The sequence below is a fragment of the Streptomyces atratus genome (assembly GCF_900119365.1).
GTDB lineage: Bacteria > Actinomycetota > Actinomycetes > Streptomycetales > Streptomycetaceae > Streptomyces > Streptomyces atratus_B.
Genome location: NZ_FPJO01000006.1, coordinates 15,912 through 32,439 on the forward strand (window position 1 = coordinate 15,912; position 16,528 = coordinate 32,439).

At 69.3% G+C, this 16,528-nt stretch carries 10 protein-coding genes and 4 pseudogenes; 7 read left to right on the plus strand and 7 right to left on the minus strand.

Annotation, left to right across the window (positions count from 1 at the left end; all coding sequences use genetic code 11):
- Positions 1-203: 203 nt before the first annotated feature.
- On the minus strand, positions 204-467 hold the full coding sequence (locus tag BT364_RS12700; RefSeq protein WP_072485271.1) for a DUF3761 domain-containing protein: 264 nt from the start codon (positions 465-467) through the stop codon (positions 204-206).
- A 441-nt stretch (positions 468-908) separates the two neighbouring features.
- On the opposite strand from BT364_RS12700, the pseudogene BT364_RS12705 reads away from it, so the two are divergent.
- Both BT364_RS12705 and BT364_RS42825 read left to right on the plus strand, forming a co-directional pair.
- A pseudogene (locus tag BT364_RS12705) lies at positions 909-1,155 on the plus strand (IS6 family transposase); the annotation flags it as partial.
- Positions 1,156-1,187: 32 nt separating this feature from the next.
- A pseudogene (locus BT364_RS42825) lies at positions 1,188-1,525 on the plus strand (glycosyltransferase family 2 protein); the annotation flags it as partial.
- A 381-nt stretch (positions 1,526-1,906) separates the two neighbouring features.
- Here the strand turns inward: BT364_RS42825 and BT364_RS12715 are convergent.
- The gene (locus BT364_RS12715) at positions 1,907-2,785 is read right to left on the minus strand and encodes an AraC-like ligand-binding domain-containing protein (protein ID WP_371268583.1); all 879 of its coding nucleotides are present in this window, start codon (positions 2,783-2,785) and stop codon (positions 1,907-1,909) included.
- A gap of 588 nt (positions 2,786-3,373) precedes the next feature.
- Here BT364_RS12715 and BT364_RS12720 point away from each other — a divergent pair.
- From BT364_RS12720 to BT364_RS12740, 5 genes and pseudogenes are all read left to right on the plus strand, one after another.
- The gene (locus tag BT364_RS12720) at positions 3,374-4,162 is read left to right on the plus strand and encodes a DUF6801 domain-containing protein (RefSeq protein WP_143166478.1); all 789 of its coding nucleotides are present in this window, start codon (positions 3,374-3,376) and stop codon (positions 4,160-4,162) included.
- Positions 4,163-4,170: 8 nt separating this feature from the next.
- Entirely contained in the window at positions 4,171-6,363 is a 2,193-nt protein-coding gene (locus BT364_RS12725) for an NACHT domain-containing protein (RefSeq protein ID WP_079179429.1), read from the plus strand.
- A gap of 566 nt (positions 6,364-6,929) precedes the next feature.
- Complete coding sequence (locus tag BT364_RS12730) at positions 6,930-7,709, plus strand: hypothetical protein (RefSeq protein WP_072485274.1); 780 nt, start codon at positions 6,930-6,932, stop codon at positions 7,707-7,709.
- A gap of 65 nt (positions 7,710-7,774) precedes the next feature.
- Positions 7,775-7,924, plus strand: a pseudogene (locus BT364_RS12735) (IS110 family transposase); the annotation flags it as partial.
- 84 nt (positions 7,925-8,008) lie between these two features.
- Positions 8,009-8,194 (plus strand): hypothetical protein, encoded by a 186-nt coding sequence (locus BT364_RS12740; RefSeq protein WP_143166479.1) that lies wholly within the window; start codon positions 8,009-8,011, stop codon positions 8,192-8,194.
- Positions 8,195-8,322: 128 nt separating this feature from the next.
- Here BT364_RS12740 and BT364_RS12745 read toward each other — a convergent pair whose 3' ends face one another.
- From BT364_RS12745 to BT364_RS12765, 5 genes and pseudogenes are all read right to left on the minus strand, one after another.
- Entirely contained in the window at positions 8,323-10,167 is a 1,845-nt protein-coding gene (locus tag BT364_RS12745) for an alpha-keto acid decarboxylase family protein (protein WP_072485277.1), read from the minus strand.
- Positions 10,164-12,284: a flavin monoamine oxidase family protein gene (locus BT364_RS12750; RefSeq protein WP_079179430.1), complete on the minus strand. Its 2,121-nt coding sequence runs from the start codon at positions 12,282-12,284 to the stop codon at positions 10,164-10,166. The genes BT364_RS12745 and BT364_RS12750 overlap by 4 nt, the downstream gene beginning before the upstream one ends.
- A gap of 16 nt (positions 12,285-12,300) precedes the next feature.
- Complete coding sequence (locus tag BT364_RS12755) at positions 12,301-13,791, minus strand: Dyp-type peroxidase (protein WP_218172420.1); 1,491 nt, start codon at positions 13,789-13,791, stop codon at positions 12,301-12,303.
- A 536-nt stretch (positions 13,792-14,327) separates the two neighbouring features.
- Positions 14,328-14,414: pseudogene (locus BT364_RS42830) on the minus strand (3-ketoacyl-ACP reductase); the annotation flags it as partial.
- 165 nt (positions 14,415-14,579) lie between these two features.
- Positions 14,580-16,394 (minus strand): flavin-containing monooxygenase, encoded by a 1,815-nt coding sequence (locus tag BT364_RS12765; RefSeq protein ID WP_072485278.1) that lies wholly within the window; start codon positions 16,392-16,394, stop codon positions 14,580-14,582.
- Between the last annotated feature and the right edge of the window lie 134 nt (positions 16,395-16,528).

Here is a 16,528-nt window from a genome sequence, read left to right on the forward strand (position 1 = left end):
CCTAGGCGCCGTTGGGACGGGTCCGTCGGGTCGGCGGGGGCCGCAAGCGGGCGGTGGACCTGGATCCGGGGCTGCGGCCTGCGCTGCTGGCGCTGGTCTAGAGAAGCAGCATGCTCGAATCCTTCACTGCCAGGGCCACAAGGGTCAACGCACTGCCGGGACACGTGCAGGCTGGTGGCGCCAGGCGGGGTGGCCGGCGCGGCCTACTTGTACCAGTAGCGGACGCCGCGATGGTGGCTGCAGGTGCCGCGGAACTTCGCCGCGTAGCTGAGGGTCCCGTCCTTGCATTCGGCGGTCGCACCTGCCGGGTGCGGACTTGCGGCCCTGCACACGCCGGTGGTGTGCGGTGCGCACGTGGTGGTCGCCTTGGCCTGGACGGCCGGGGCGAGGAGCTCGGCGGCGACGAGCGCGGTGAGGGTGCTGCGGGCGATGCTGCGCCGGTCCGGTGCCGGGAGAGTGCGGATCACGATGCGGGGCCTTCCTGGTTCAACCCCGTGTCGTTGTCGTGGGGTTGGGGGTCGGGGTGGTGGGGTCGCCGCGGGGGAAGAGTGCCTGGGCGGAGGGGTCCTGCTCTTCCCCCGCGGCGAGTCGGGGCGCGGACGGGATCGTCCGGTACTCCGGCGGCCTACCGGGCGGGGCTCCCGGCCGGTGCCGCCGGGTGGTGTCAGGTGTTGCAGGTGTCGAGCATCTCGGACAGGGCTTCGGTCTCGGCAGGGTTGGCGGTGAGCTGGTAGTTGGCCTTCACGCTGATCCAGGCCCGGCTGTAGGTGCACCAGTACGACTGCAGCGGCGGCTTCCAGTTCCCCGGGTCCTTGTCACCCTTCGCTTTGTTGACGTGGTCGAGGCACTGTCACGTTGGCTGACAGGGTGGGTGATCTTCGGGTTGGTCATGCTGGGAGGGGTTGTCCGTGGGCAGTACTCCGCCGTCGTACAAGGGGCACCGGTACCCGGCCGAGGTGATCTCCCGTTGCGTGTGGCTGTACTTCCGCTTCCCGCTGTCATTCCGTGAGGTGGAGGAGCTGATGCTCGAGCGCGATGTGATCGTCTCGTACGAGACGATCCGGCGTTGGTGCGCAAAGTTCGGCCAGATCTATGCGAATGAGCTGCGCCGACGCCGGCCACGGCCGGGGTGACAAGTGGCACATGGACGAGGTCGGGCACCCACACGCTCCACAACGTGACAGCGCCGGTCCGGCTGGCGGCCGGCCTATGTGCCGGAAGCGGTCATCCACCACGCGGCCTCCACTGTGCGCGACAGCACCGCCCGGCGCGTCGTCGGGCCCCGCAACACGTTGTGGTTCACCTGGCTTCGGCGTCTCGCGGGGTCGGCCCTGAAACGCACGGTGTACCTGCTCACCACGGTACCGAGGGACCGTGCCTCCTTCCGTGCCTTTCTGCTCGCGGCGGGCGGACTGCCGTGGGTGCTGCGCCAGCGGCGACCAGTACCTCCCGCGATCGAGGCGCGGCTGGCGGCGCTGGAGGCCGCCCAGCGGAAGGGCACCGCAAAAGGCGCTACGTCGGCTGACCGGCCTGTTCCGTCGCCGGAGATCCTCCCTACGACCGTGTCGCTGTGCGAAGTACCTCTCTCGCACGGCGAGCCCCGAGGCCGGCAGGTCGTTCTGCCCCCGGACGCCACCTGGCGCACTGCGCCCCGCCACCGCCCCGACGCGGCGAAGCCGCCCGGGCCGTGGCGCGAGCTGGGCGGGACGATCCGACGCCGAGATGCTGGGGTCCGGGATTGTGGAATTCTCCCGTGATCGTTTTCGTGTAGGGATTACCGGGCTTCGGAGGCATCCGGTTCGAGACCGCTCCGGCTATCCGAAAAGCGGTTGGGCACCATGATTTATCGTTACGTCCGTGGACCTGCCGCTGTTGCCGGTCAGACCGGAAGTCCAACGGATTTCGGTCAGCTCCGTTGTGTATCACCGGCGGACGGGAATCCCGCGTGACGCATTTCGCGCGGGCACACCCCGAAGCGCTGCCGGAATGCCGTGCTGAGCGCGCTGGAGGAGGAGAATCCCGACGCATATGCCAGCTCGGTGATGGTCATGTGCCGGTACGCGGGCGCCCGCAGCCGGTCCCGTACCAATCGCAGCCGCTCCTCGCGGATCAGTGCGCGGGGGGTCGTCCCGGCTTGTTGCAGAGCCAGCTGTACCTGGCGCAGCGACCAGCCCAGGGCTCGCGCCATGGTGGCGCCGGTCAGGTGGGGGTCGGCAGCGTGCTCGCGGGCGTACCGGCGGACCACGGTCTCCACCTCCGTCAGGTGACCGGGCGGGGTGGGGCGGTCGTCCCCCGCGGCAAGCATGCACAACAGCTCGACCAGGCGTTCCGACACCGCGTCGAACTGGCCGCTTGTGAGGGCGTCGCGCTCCTCGTGCAGGCCGGTCAGCATGTCGCCCACCACCCGGCCCAGACCCGAGCGGAGGTCGAGGCCCAGGGTGAGCGGCGACGACCGGTTCAACCGCCCGTTCACCTCCTGGGCGGGGATCGACATGATGAACGCCCGCGTTGAGGCGGCCTGCAGGACCTCGAACGGCGCGCCGAAGGTGAGCAGGCACCCGGCGTCCGGGACCAGTCGCAGCTCCTGGCCGTTCTGGCGCAGCAGCATCTCTCCGGCGACCGGCAGCACCAAGCGGTAGTCCTCGTCCGGGCTGAGCCGTACCTGGCTCGTGGTCCGGGTGTACTTGATCGTGTCCGACCACCACTGGACGAGCTGATAGGTGGCGGTGCGCTGGCGGATCGTTCCCGCGCGGAAGTCGTCGGTGCGTGGGTATCCGTAGCCCATCTGGCTTTGATACGACGTCACGTGCTCGCCCCAGAATTTGGCGCGCTCACGCGACGTCACGTCCCGGGTCGTGCATGAAATCACCGTGTAGGTTTCCAAGGCCATCGAAACACCTTTCACCGCGGCCTTCTCACAGTGCGCACAACCGGATTCGGGTCTCACGCTCATGGCATGAGGCCCCGGTAGTGCCGCAACAGTTTAGTGGACGGCGGTGCGATACAGGCAGTGCGTCAGCGGCTCGATACGCACATGTGTGCGTGAAACTCGTTGTGTTGCGCGTGGTGTCAACTTTCCTACGCGCACGCGCAATTCCGGGCGTGCGATCCAGTCCTACGGTTGGTTGCGGGACCCGGCTGTGCGCTCGGGCGGGGCGGGTCCTCGCGACCGAGAGGGGGCCGCCCCGCGGCCGTTCCACCTGGTGGAGGAATCCGTGGGCTGCGTGCCGGAGGCCCGAGTACCTGACTGAGGGACAAGATGGCGAACGTCGAACTGATCCAGAACCCGTGTGAGCAGCGAGCGGCATCCCGCTCCGTTCTGAGAGGTCCGGTGGCCCGTGGGGCCTGGGGACTTGTGGTGACCGCAGGGGTCGTGGGCACGAGCACGGGAGTCTTCGGAGTCGTACCCGCGGCCGCAGAGCCTGTGTCGCGCACACTGCGGTACACCTGCTCGGTTCCGATGGCCGACGAGCGGCGAGGCACCGTGAAGATCGACTCGGACGTCCCGAAGTCGGCGACGGTCGGCATGCCCACACCGAAGTTCGTCATCCGTGCGGCGGTGCCGGTCAACGCGGCTGACGCGCGAGAGTTGCGGAAGGCGGGCATCAAGACCATCACGGGCACGGTGGACGCAAAGGTGCATGTGACGGCGCCGGGCCTCGAGACCGACCTCGGCGTGCCGTTCCAGGTGGCCAGGACCAGCGTTCCGGCGTCCGGACCGTTCCAGGTCAAGGCGACCGGTGTCGCACCGACGCGCGCCTTCACCCGACCGGGCGGGGCGAGAATCACCGTCGGCGACCTCACCGCGCACGTCACCGCGAGCGGCGGCATCGTGACCGTCAAACTCGACCTGTCGTGCGGGCTGGATCCCGGGCAGAACAACGTCGTGGCGTCGTTCGACGTCACCGGGGCGGGAACGACGACCGGTCCGGCCCCGTCCGGAACGGCTGATACGGCCACCTCGGGCACTGCCGGGTCACGGAACCCGAGCGACGACGCGAGGACGGACACGACCCCGGAAAGCTCGGCCGACCCCTCCGGCACCATGGCCGAGACCGGGAGCCGGGGCACCAGGAGTCTGGTTCCGCTGGCTGCGGGGTCCGCCGTCCTGGGCACCCTCGCCGTGGCCGCCGCTTTCCGCTTCCGCTCACGCGGCAGGTGACCAGGGGAATGTCCGACACCGTACGCCCCACGCGGTGGGGCTGGTCGGCGCTGACGGTGTCGGCGCTGGTGGTGTCGGTCGCCATAGCCGTCCGGGCGGGAACCGGGGACGTGGACCCAGGCGGGTTGGCGGTCGGGATGGTCGGTCTGATGCTGACGGTAGCGGGCCTGGACCAGGCCAGGTCCTCCCAGGCCCGGGAGGACACCGACGCCGCCGGGCTCGCCGACCGCCTCGCCGTCGACATCAGGCAACGCGAGGAGGAAGCCCGCCAGAGACTTCTCGGCGGCAGCGACCGCACCATCGACATCGAGTTCGTCCACCTGCCCTCCCGTGCCCACCAGGCCGCGGACGCGGCACCCCACGGCACATTGGAGGAAGTCGCCGCCTACTACCGCGCTCTTGGGTCCGGCCGACTCGTCATCACCGGCGCGCCCGGAGCCGGTAAGACGGTGCTCGCCCTCCACCTCATGCTGCTTCTGCTCGCCGACCGAACGCCGGGCGGCCCCGTTCCCGTACGGCTGTCGTTGTCCACCTTCGACCCCGGCCCGACCAAGCTCGACGACTGGCTAGCCGACCAGCTCGCCCGCGTACACCGGCTACGCCCCGCCGCGGCAGCCGCCCTCGTCAGAGCCCGTCTGGTCCTTCCGGTGCTCGACGGCCTCGACGAGATGGACGCCAGGGAGGATCCCGGGCTCGGTTCCCGCGCCGCGGCCGCCCTGGAGGCCATGAACAACTACCTCCACGGCACCGCCAAGGGCCAGCTCGTCCTCACCTGCCGCAGCACCCCGTACGCCGCTCTCGAACACGTGAGTCTGTGGGCGCAGGACGCCTCCCGTATCGACATCGCCCCTGTCAGCCCAGCCGCGGCCGAGGCGTTCGTCACCGCCCGGGCCATCGACCCGGACCGCTGGGCACCCGTCCTGGACGCACTCCGCGCCGCCCCGGACAGCCCGCTGGCCCGGGGCCTGTCCACCCCCTGGCGGCTGACCCTGGCGCTCGCCGTCTACGACGAGCGCGACCCCGAGCACGGCTGGGTTCGTGATCCCGCGGAGCTCCGTCAACGCGGCCTGCGAACCCCCGAGCAGATCCGGGACCACCTGCTGGATCTGTACATCCGCGGTGCCTCCCCGATGGACGACACCACCGCGCCCTACACGCGGCAGCAGGTGCGTATTTGGATGACGGTCCTCGCCCGCCACCTGCGCACCAACACCGGTGCCCGCGAGGTGGCCGGACGCCGTCTGTCGAACACCGACCTCGTGCTCCACGAATTGTGGCCGCTCACCGGCCACCGCCGCGCTCGCACCGTCCACGTCCTCCTGACCATCGCGGTGTGGGCCGTTGCCGACCTGCCCGCGGGCCTGCTCGACGCGTGGAGCGTGTACGTGACGAACGTGACGCTCATGGCGGCGGGCAGCCTTCTCGTGGGAATCCCTCCCTGGCCGATCCCGTCCCGGCTGGAACGCACCACGGTCGGAACGCGTGTCGGACGACGCCAGCTCGTGAACGGGCTCGTGGGCGGGCTCTTCTGGGGAGGGCTCGTCGTCGTGCTCGACATCGGGAACGTCGTCGGACTGGTGATCGGGCTCGTGTACGGATCGGTGGTGGGACTCGTCGGAGGGGCGACCGTCGGGGCCGGACTGGCGGGCGTGCTCTCGGACGCACCCGAGATCCGCAGGCCGCACGGGCTCGCGTCGCCGCGCCGCATGGTGCGGGACGACCTGGTGACCGGGCTCGTGACCGGCCTCGTGGTCGGGCTCGGGTTCGTCCCCTTCTACTGGTTCGCCCTGAGCCCCGTCCTCGCGTTCGGGGCGGTGTTCATCTACATGGCCCTGTTCGGCCTCGGTGGCGGGCGGGTGCTCGCTCTGGTCTACAACCGCCTGTTCAGATGCGGCTACCGGGGCGCGCTCGACGTGCTGTTCAGGCCCTGGCGCGCGTTCGGACCCCTGTTCAGGACAGGCGCCGGCCCGGCCCTCGGAGCGGCTGGGGTCCGCTACGTGGCTCTCCTGCTCTGTACTCGCCGCTGGTGGTCCGACCAGCCACTGCCCTGGCGCCTCGGCCGCTTCCTCGACTGGTGCTGCGACGCGGGGCTGATGCGCACCGCCGGGATCGCCTACCAGTTCCGCCACCGCGAGCTCCAGGACTTTCTCGCCCGCGGCGACATCCGCCACGACCCGCCGGGCGGCCCCGTGTCCGCGTGAACCCCGGGTGGCTGGTCGGTCACAAGGGTGCGGTCCGGTGCCCGCTCAGTTCCCGCACGCACCGTGACGGACGTGTCCGCCGCCTCCCGGGACCTGATGTTCACCGCTTGTAGTAGATGTGATTGGTGACGTTCCCGCCGCTGACCGTGCAGATCCCCGCCGGGGCCCCCGTACATACGCGCGCTGGTGATCGGTGAGGTCTGCGACAAGAACGGGGAAGCCGTGCGGGAGTGCCATCAGGACGTCCAGGCCGCCGAAGCCGTGGCCGGTGGCGGCGGTCAGGCCGACGGCGCGACGGCGCTCGTGCTCTGCGTCGTCGATGTCGAGCTGCAGCTCGAAGAGCCGGGTGATTGCCGATCGCGGCGGCGACGCCGTCCCAGGCATAGGCCACCCGCTCAGCGTCGGGGATCGGCCCCAAGCGGTGCCGTGGTGATCAAATCGTTGCCGCACCGTGTACAACCCCGTACAGCCCTCTCTTGTCCCACAGTCAGCCGCGAGGATGAGCCTCCGGCTCCGGGGCGCCTACGCGTTCGGTCCAGGCTGCAGGGGAAAGGGCGAGCTCGAAGATGGGGAAGACGATGTGGAAAGCGGTGGTGGCCGGTGGAGCGGCGGTCGTGTTCACAGGGGTGGCGGCGGTGCCGGCTGGGGCGGCGGAGGGCGGGGTCTCCTTCACCCGGGTCTCGGTGAACGGCGGGAAGCCGATCGTGATCGGGGTCAAGGAGGAGGTCGAGGTGCATGCGGTTTTCCGGATGACGACCAAACTCAGATACGACTTCGGGCCGACGGTGTTCCCCTACCGGGGGAAGCCCGACACTGGGGACACCCTGCACAGCTCCATCATCACCAGCGACTGCAAGGTCGTGGACAGGGCGAAAGGAATCTGCGACTTCGAGGAATGGCTGTACATCGACCCGCAGAACCATGACTTCGGGAACGAGGACGCCGGCACCTGGCGAACTGCTGCTCGGGTCTTTCTCGCCGGCGACGCCCACGACACTGATGACAACGACCTCCCGTTGCAGGTCAAGCGGGCCACACGCGTCACTGTCAACGCCTCGCCGGAGCCGGTCGCGAAAGGGAAGACGATCACCGTGACCGGGCGGGTCACACGGGCGAACTGGGACACCCACACGTACCAGGGGTACGCGGGCCGAACGGTCAGCCTGCAGTTCAAGGCGGCGGGCGCCTCCTCGTACACAACGGTCAAGAAAGCGACGTCGAGTAAAACGGGGGCGCTCAAGACCACGGTGAAGGCCACCGGGCCGGGGACATGGCGGTGGACGTACTACGGGAACTCCACCTCCGGGGCAAAGTCGTCGACCGGGGATCACGTCGCCGTGCGGTAGGCGACGTGCGCGGACCGCGTCGAAAGACCGTCCACTTCCTGACGTCCCTGCCCGGCAGGGGCGTCAACTACGACCGTCAGCGCGCACGCGGCAAGACCCGCACCCAGGCCATCCTCCGCCTGGCCCGCCAGCGCGTGAACGTCATCCACGCGATGATCCGCACCGGCGCCCTCTACGAACCACGCGCCCCCGACGACGTCGACCTCGCCGCCTGACAACACCCCCCCTGTCTCCGAGACTGGAGTTCCAGTAGATCCTGGTCCCTACCCGTGCAGGAAGCACGGGAGTTGACGGAGGTGATGACCGAACGCGGACGTGCACGCGTCATCCACTGCGACCTGCCCGGCGATGAATGCGCAGAAGGTGACCTCGCGGAAGACGACGTCGTCGAGCATCACGTGCGCAACAGAAACACCCGCAGAGCCACCCTCCTGCTCATCGGGGCCCTCACGGACCTTGGCTTCGGCGACCTGGACAACGACTGACACGACCCCGTGATCGTCACCGGCTTCACCGCAATCGCCCACACCCACAAGCTCGGGCTCACGCCTGGCCAGAAGACCGCCCCCCCGGCCCTCGGACGGGGGGCGGGGGGCGGGGGGCCGTACGGCGGCTACTTGCACTTCTCGTCGATCTTGTACTGGAGTGCCCGCGGGTAGTCGTGCCGGCTGAGCCGGACCCGGGCCAGGATCGGGGCGCGGTTGATGTCATTGCCCGGATCGGCGATGTCGAGCAGCAGTGACTCCAGCTGGGTGTGGGTGGTGAGCTCCCGCCCGTGCATCCGGTCCTTCTCCGAGCCGAAGACCTCCGCGAGCTTCTCGTACTGCCACGAGTGCAGCACGTTGTAGAAGTCGGCCCCGTCGGACGGCTTCTCCTTGTAGTAGCAGGGGCTGACCAGCATTTGCTCGATGCCGTAGAAGCCCTCGTTGTCCAGGACGAAGACCACCGGCCGCAGGTGGTGGCGCACATGCGTGGACAGCTCCTGGCAGATCTCCTGGAACGAGCCGTCCCCGACGAACACCAGCGGCCGCTTGAGCGGCTGCTGGCGGCCCAGCGCCACCCCGGTGGCCGCGCCGACCGAGTAGCCGATGGACAGCCAACTGTTCTGCGCCACGAAGCTCGCCCGCTCCGCCATCCGCAGATTCATCGAGCCCAGCAGTGCGAACGCCGCGTCCGAGACCACCGTGAACGGCGAGGTGGCCTCCGGGCCGTCGCCCTGCGCCTGGCTCAGCAGAAAAGCGTTCATGTGCTGGAAGAACCCGTCGTACGTGAGCTCCTCGGGGTAGTCCGTGCCGCTCAGGCCGGTCAGGAAGGCGATCGTGTTCGCCGGGACCTGCCGGTCCTTGGCATGTGCCAGCGCGTAGAGGTCGGTCTCGAACGCCCGCTTGCCGAAAGCGACACCCAGCGCGTCCCGCAGCGCCGGGACGAACCGCGCCAGCTGGACGTCCGGGAAGTACTGCGCGCCGACGCTGACGCCCTCGCGGGCGGCCACGATCCAGTCGTCGCCGATCGACTTCTCGCCGCCGAGATTCTTCGACGTCGACCAGGTGCCCAGGCCGATCCGGCACCCGGCGGCCATGAATGCCTTGCGCACCTCCGGCAGGCTCGCCTTGCCGTTGTAGACGCCCGTGAAGCCCGGGGTGTTCTCGGAGACCACGGACTTCGCGCCTACGGTGGTGCAGAACGGGATGCCGGTCAGCTGCACCAGCGAGACCAGTTCCCGCTCCAGCCGATTGCGTTCGATCTCCTCCCCCGCCCACAGCACCGGCGTGCCGAGCCGTTCGACCAGCTTCACCGAGGCCTCCACCGCCTTGGCGAGCATTTCCTCGTGCTTCTTGGTGAACGGTCGTTCCTGGCGACGGAGTTCGCCCTGCGGTGCGGCGCACGGGGCATTCCAGAGGTCGTCCATCACCTCCAGGTAGACCGGCCTGCGCTCGGTCAGGCCGGCGGTGATCGCGCTGTCGATCTGCGAGGGCGCGAGTCCGGGGTTGGAGATCACCTGCGCGTCCACCGTGACCTGCCGGTAGACCTCCAGATTACTCTCCCGGCGCTGGCTCATGTGCGAGGTGAGCAGACCGACCGCCTGGTAGTTGAGCCACTGCTCGTACGACGGCGCCGCGTTGATCGCGATCACCGGCACGTACTCGACGTACGCGCCGCCGATCGGGTTGAGCAGGCTGAAAGCGCCCACACCATAGGTGACCGCGACGGCAGCGACGCCCTGCTCGCCCTTGGCGAGGTCGGCGTCGGCGGCTCGCACCCGGGCGTAGGCGTCGGCGGCGTAGCCGCCGCCGATCTCGGTCGGGGTGCCGACCCAGCGCACCCCGGTGGTGGCGTGCATGATCGTCAGGAAGGGGCCGAGGTGGTCGCCCGGCACCCCGAACAGGTACCGGATGCCCAACTGCTCCAGCCTGGTGGCCAGGTAACGACCCACCGTCCATTCGTCGTTGCTGTTCATCTGCTCAGTACCTCCGCTCTGCGTGCGCGGCCGGTCCGCGCCTCGGGCCGGATCTCCGGTTTGGCGCGGGGCGGTGGCGCGGGTGCCTCGTGCACGGCGATCGCCGCGCGGACAGCGGTCTCCACAGCGCCCTCGATCCAGGCGTGCTTGAGCGATACGTGCTCGCCGGCGAAGTGCACCGGGCCCTCCGGCTTGACCACGTCGAGGTGGAAGCTGGTCATCTGGTGCGGGGTGTACACCGCCGCCTCGCCGAAAGCGTACGGGTCGCGCAGCCAGCTCTGGGTCTGGCCGTAGCCGGTGTAGAACACCTCGATCCGCCGGCCGTGCACCGACTGGAGGTTGCGCAACGCGTACACGTACCGCTCGGCGTCGGCCATCGAGTCCCAGCGCACCGCGTCGTCCGACCAGCTGTAGCCGGCCAGCACCACGCCGCCGCCGTCGCTGTCGGGCACCGGGTGCGAGGGGTAGTACATGAAGCGGTTCGGGTTGTCGGTGGTCGAACCGCCGCCGAAGCAGTTGGTGGCGGGGCGCACGCTCGCCCGGCGCAGCGGGGTGTGCCGGAAGACCTCGAACTGCTCCTGGCTGATCCGGCTGGAGTCCACGCTCCGGTGGGCGCCGAGCAGCACCCTCGGTGGATCGAGCGGCGGCCGGTGCCCGTTGTGCGCGGCCGAAGCAACCGTCGCGGCCGCCTCGGCGTCCTCCTCGCCGGCCCGCTGGTAGTACTCGTACAGGCCGGGTTCGATGGAGTCGAGCTCGTCCTTCCAGTCCGCCTCGGTGAACTCCCACCACCGGCGGGAGAACTCCAGCAGCACCTTGGTGGCCTGGTCGTAGTGCGTCTCGATGATCGCCCGGCGCTTCTTGTACGAGTACGGGGGCGAGACCTGGACGAACCGCAGCGCGGAGAACGGGACGGTGACGATCGCGAAGTCACCCTTCCAGACCGTGGGTTCGGCCTCTGGATCGTCCTCGGGCACGGTGTGAACGGCGACCTGCGGTCCGTTCGGTCCGACGTCCTCGCCGGCCTCGCCGTCGCGGCGCGGGTCCCAGTACTCCATCCGGACCATCCGCTCGCCCATTTCGAGCTCCCCCTGGAGCTCCATGGCGAGGGCGTAGGGCAGCTGCCAGCTGCCGCCCTCGATCTCCCAGTAGGTGGCGTCCGGGTTGATGTCGCTGCGGCCCAGGAAGGTGTGGAAGAAGGACAGGTGCAGTCGCGAGGTCATGTTCTCGATCGTGCCGATCGCCTCGATGGCCTCATCGCTGAAGCCCGCGTACTCGCGCAGGAATCGGCCCATCGAGTAGCCGTCGAAGTCGCGGATCACCCGGGCCCAGCCGTCCAGCCAGTCGGCGAACGGCTTGCGCACCCGCTTGCCGTTCTCGATGTACGAGTAGTAGTCGCGGACCGGCTCCAGCGCCTGGTTGACCATCTCGGCGGCGGTGATCCGCACCTCGTCGCCGGTGAGGTGAAAGCCCTCGTTGACGCTGCTGGGGTCGGCGGCGTACTCGCTGCGGCGGGCCTGGATCCGGTTGGTGCGGATCCAGCTGTTGAAGCGCTTGACGGGCTCGCGGAAGTCCGGGCTGTCCTCGCCGTACTTCCAGACCTTGCCGTCCTCGAAGGACTCGTAGACCACCGGCGGGACGGGCGTGTTCTGGTTGCCGGTGTCGGGATCGACGTCGACGTTGTAGAACAGCTGCCGTTTCAGGCCGAGGCTGTCGACCAGGGCCAGGGTGAGAGGGTGGAAGCTGGGCAGGCGCATCGCCCCTGCCTCCCCGTACTGCTCCGGGTCGCAGAACGGACCGTCCTGCTCGTCGTCGGTGGAGCGGAAAGTCTTGATCCGCCCGCCGACCCGGTTGGCGTTGGCCTCCAGGACGGTGACGTTGTGCCCGGCGTCCTTGAGCAGCTTCCCGGCAACCAGACCGGCGATCCCGGCGCCGACGATCAGCACGTCCTTGGGCTCGTCGGTCTCCGGGATGCCCTCCTTGATCAGGACGTCGAGGTAGCGCAGCTTCAGGTCCTTGTCGTCCGGACCGACCAGCAGCAGCTCGCGGGCCAGCTGCTGGCAGGTCCGCCGGCGGGCGCGGTCGTTGACCGTGCCCTCGACGGTGGGGTTCTCGTTCATGGCTTCTCCTCGCCGCTCAGGAGCCGACCGGCTTGTTGGGGAGGTCCTCGCCCTCGGCGAGCAGCCGCAGCGTGCTGATCGAGGGGGTGAAGGCGTAGAGCGCGCCCGTGGTGCGGACGAAGCGCTTCATGTCGATCGTGCCGAGGGTGCCGTCCGCGAGTTCGACCGAGGCCTTGCCTGCGAGGCCGGTGACCTTGTCGAAGCCGTTGGCGACCACCTGATCGGACCGGCTTTCCCCGGGGGTGAACGTGTCGTCGTTGGACCAGTGCCGCTGGACCAGTTCGAACTGCTCCTCCAGCGAGGTGCCGTAGCAGACGAACATCAGCCCGCGGTCCTTGCCGTCGTCCGGGCCGCCTTTGAACTCAGGGCCGTACGGAATGCCGCGGCGCATCAGGCGGTGGCTCCTCGGCTTTTTGTCGACGATTCCGGCGAAGACGCGCGGATGGGTGCGGCGGATGTGCGCGGCCCAGGGGGTGTGCCGGCCGATGGGGTCGTTCGCGTAGTCGAAGTCGTTCCGGTCCGAGCCGAGGCCGGTCACGGCGCTGCACGGCGGGGCGAGCGGTGTGCCGTCCTTGGCCCGGCCGACCAGACAGGCACCGAGCCGGTTGGCGTCCATGTTCCCGGTGAAGTTCTTGACGCCGTCCACCACGGCCTTGTTCCAGCCGGCGACATCCTGGCGAAGGCGGCGCACCACCTGGAGGGAGCCGTTCTTCATCCACGCCGGCGCCTTCCGGTCGCCCTGTTCGCTCTTGTGACCGAAGACGAACTCGCCGGGTTCGATCAGCTCGGTCCCGGCGTGGTTGTCGCGGAAGCCCTTGCGGCCGGCATCCTCGCGGTGGAAGTCCTTGACGCCGGGCTGGGAGATGCCGTCCTTGTAGCCGAAGTGCTCGTGCCCGTTCAGATCGCCCGTCAGGGTGCGTCCCTCGTCCACATGGACGCGCGTGATCTGGTGGGTCTGCTCGACCGTGTCGAGGTTCTTCAGCTTCTCCTTCAGCAGCGCCTCGGTGTCCGCGGCGACGATGAGGACGGCGTGCACAACCTTGTCGCCGGTCCCGGCCCCGAACAACCAGGTCCTCGGGTCGCTCTCGCCGGTGTCCCCGAGATCCTCGGCCCGTGCGGCCGCGCCCGCGCAGAACGACGTGAAGGTGCTGAGGTCCTTCTTGATCTGATCGGGCTTGTTGGCGATCATCATGAGGCCCTCGAAGGTGAGGGAGACCCCGCAGCGGACAGTGGTGATCGACGGGTCTCGGCCGAAGGCCCGGCGGGCCAGCGAGAACTGCTCGTTGAAGTCCTCCGTCTCGTTGGTTGTCGCGACGGTGTTGAGGATCGCGGAGAGCCAGCCGCGGCCCTTGGCGGCGTCCGGGAAGCGCAGGTAGCGGAAGTCCATGAAGTCCTTGTTGAACGCGGCCAGGATGTTGCCCTGGATGTCGGTGGACCCGCGCAGCTCCGGCTGGGGCAGCTGCTCGATGGACGGGACGGCCGTGGGACGGATGGGAGTCGTGGTCACGGTGAGGCTCCTCGCGTGGGGTGGAGGGCGGCGACGGATTCGTATGGGGATGACACAATCACCATTAATCACAAAGAGTGATTAGTTAGCTACTCACAGTAGGTAAACCGTTGCCGTGAGCCCTGTCAAACGGAGGCCGGCCCCTCGACGGGTCACATGTCGTCGCCGGACGGAGCGTCCCCGCGCAGGCGGACGGGCGAGCGCGAAGGAGAGACCGCCGACCCGCGAGGACCACCAGCGCAGTGAGTGGCACCAGGCAGTCGTCGCACCAGGCGGCGTCCGGGGTATGCCCAGCAGATGTCGACTATGGCCGCCAGGCCGTACGCCAAGGCGCCGAGGCCATACGTGCGCCGTCAACTCCCCCTGCGTTCAGACTCATCACTGCCGGGAGCCACCCATGACTACGACCGGATGCCGGTTCCCGCCCGAAGCCGCTGAAGGCACAGGTGATGACGATGGTCCGAGCAGTGCGCATGGATGCCATGTCTTTTCGGCGTGGTGCGGGAGAATGAGCAGTTTCCGGCGGGATGGAGGCGTCAGGCCAGGCCGCCGTTGGCGAACAGAGTCTCACCGTTGATCCAGCGGGCGGGTCCGGCGAGAAAGGCGACGGTCTCCGCGATGTCGGTCCGGAACGCCGCGCGGCTCCCCTACTACTGGGACGAAGGCATGGCTCCAGCACCGACTCCGGTGAGTTCATCACGTGCGTCGTCGAGGTGACGGGTCGCCGGAAGACCTGACGCCTTCCCGGCCCACCCGACGTGCCCCGGGCGGGGCACGCTGGGCGGGCGTCAGACCGAGGCGGAGGCCTTGGCCTGCAGCACCTCGGTGATGTTCTCCTCACGCCAGCGGCGCAGGAGGTCGTGGAAGGCGACGGCCCCGTGCGGGTACGCGAGGGGACCGTTCGGGCGGCCGCGGCCCTCCCGGTTGTAGTAGCCGGGGGTGCACCCGGCGTGGAACCACTCGTGGTCGGGGGCGCCCTGGGCACAGATGCCGATCCAGGTGTCCTCGGCCTCGCGGGTGGGCTCCACGACGGCGCAGTGTTCCTCCGCGGCGCCGACCAGGGCGGCGGCGTGCACGGCCTGCTCGTCCAGGATGTGCGTGAAGTTCACGCTGCTGGCGTTCTGCATCGAGCCCATCTGGATCAGGTTCGGGAACCCGTTGCTGGTGAAGCCGTGCAAGGTGCGCGGGCCGTGCTGCGCCCGCGCGTCGAGGAGCCGGACCCCGTCGCGGCCGATCACGGGCAGCCCTCCGGAGGTGATGCCGGAGACACCGACGGAGAACCCGGTGGCGAACACCAGGCAGTCGAGCTCGTACTCCACGCCGCCCGCGACGACGCCGCGCGCGGTCATGCGCTCGATGCCGTGGCTGTCGGCGGTGTCCACGAGCGTGACGTCGTCCCGGTTGAACGTGGGCAGGTACCGGTCGGAGAACGTGGGGCGCTTGCACGCGTACCGGTACCAGGGCTGGAGGGCCGCGGCCGTGGCGGGATCGGTGACCTCGGCAGCCACGCGGTCCCGGATGGCGTTCATCGTGGTGTGGTCAGCGGCCTCGTAGGCGACCTCGAAGTCCGGCTCGCCGTCGCGGCGGAAGCTTGGCAGGAGCTTCTCAAGCAGGGCGGCCGACTCCGTCCAGCGGTCGGCGACCAGGTCCTGCTCGGCGTGCTCCCCGGAGACGATCCGCAGGAAGTTCTCCCGGCGCTCGGCCGCCCAGCCCCCACGGTCCGCCCCGGCCTCCTGCGGCGTCATGCGCCGCTGCCCGCGAACGTCCACGGAGGAAGGGGTGCGCTGGAAGACGTACAGGTGTCCGGCGCCCTCGGCCAGCATGGGGATGACCTGCACGCCGGTGGCGCCGGTGCCGATGACGCCGACCCGCTTGCCGGCCAGGCCCGTCATCCCACCTTCGGGGCTGCCACCGGTGTAGCCGTAGTCCCAGCGGGAGGTGTGGAACGTGTGGCCCCGGTACTCCTCGATGCCGGGGATGCCGGGCAGCTTGGGCTCGGTGAGGGTGCCGGTGGCGGTGATGACGTAGGTGGCGCGGAACTCGTCGCCGCGGTCGGTGGCGACCACCCACTGCTGCGCTGCCTCGTCCCAGGCAAGGGAGGTGACGGCGGTGGAGAAGAGAGCGTCTTCGTACAGGCCGAACTGCTCTGCGATACGCACCGCATGCCTGCGGATCTCCTCGCCCGGGGCGTACTTCCACTCGGGTACGTAGCCGGTCTCGTCGAGCATCGGCAGGTAAACGTGCGACTCGATGTCGCAGTGGATGCCCGGGTAGCGGTTCCAGTACCAGGTGCCGCCGAAGTCGCCGCCCTTCTCGACGACCCGCACCCTTGCCACACCCTGTCGGCGCAGGCGCGCGCCCGCCAGGATCCCGCCGAACCCGCCGCCGACGACCGCGACGTCCACGGTGTCGTGCAGCGGTTCGCGCTCCGGCACCGCGCCGATGTACGGGTCGGCGGCGAAGTAGCCGAACTCCGCGGATGTCGGCCGGTATTGGCCCGGCCCCTCGGGGCGCACGCGGCGCTCCCGCTCGATGCGGTAGCGCTCGCGCAGGTCGGCGGTCCGTTGCGGGGTGGGCGGGGTGTCGCACTGCGGCAGGGTCATGGGGGGATTCCTCTCTCGGGGGGAGGTGCGCTGGCCGGCCGCGTGGGGTGGGGCAGTCTCCTCGCGGCATCCCGCGCGGTCACGGGTACCGTAACCCAAGTACCGGACAACACTGTCCGGTTGGGGCGGGCCCG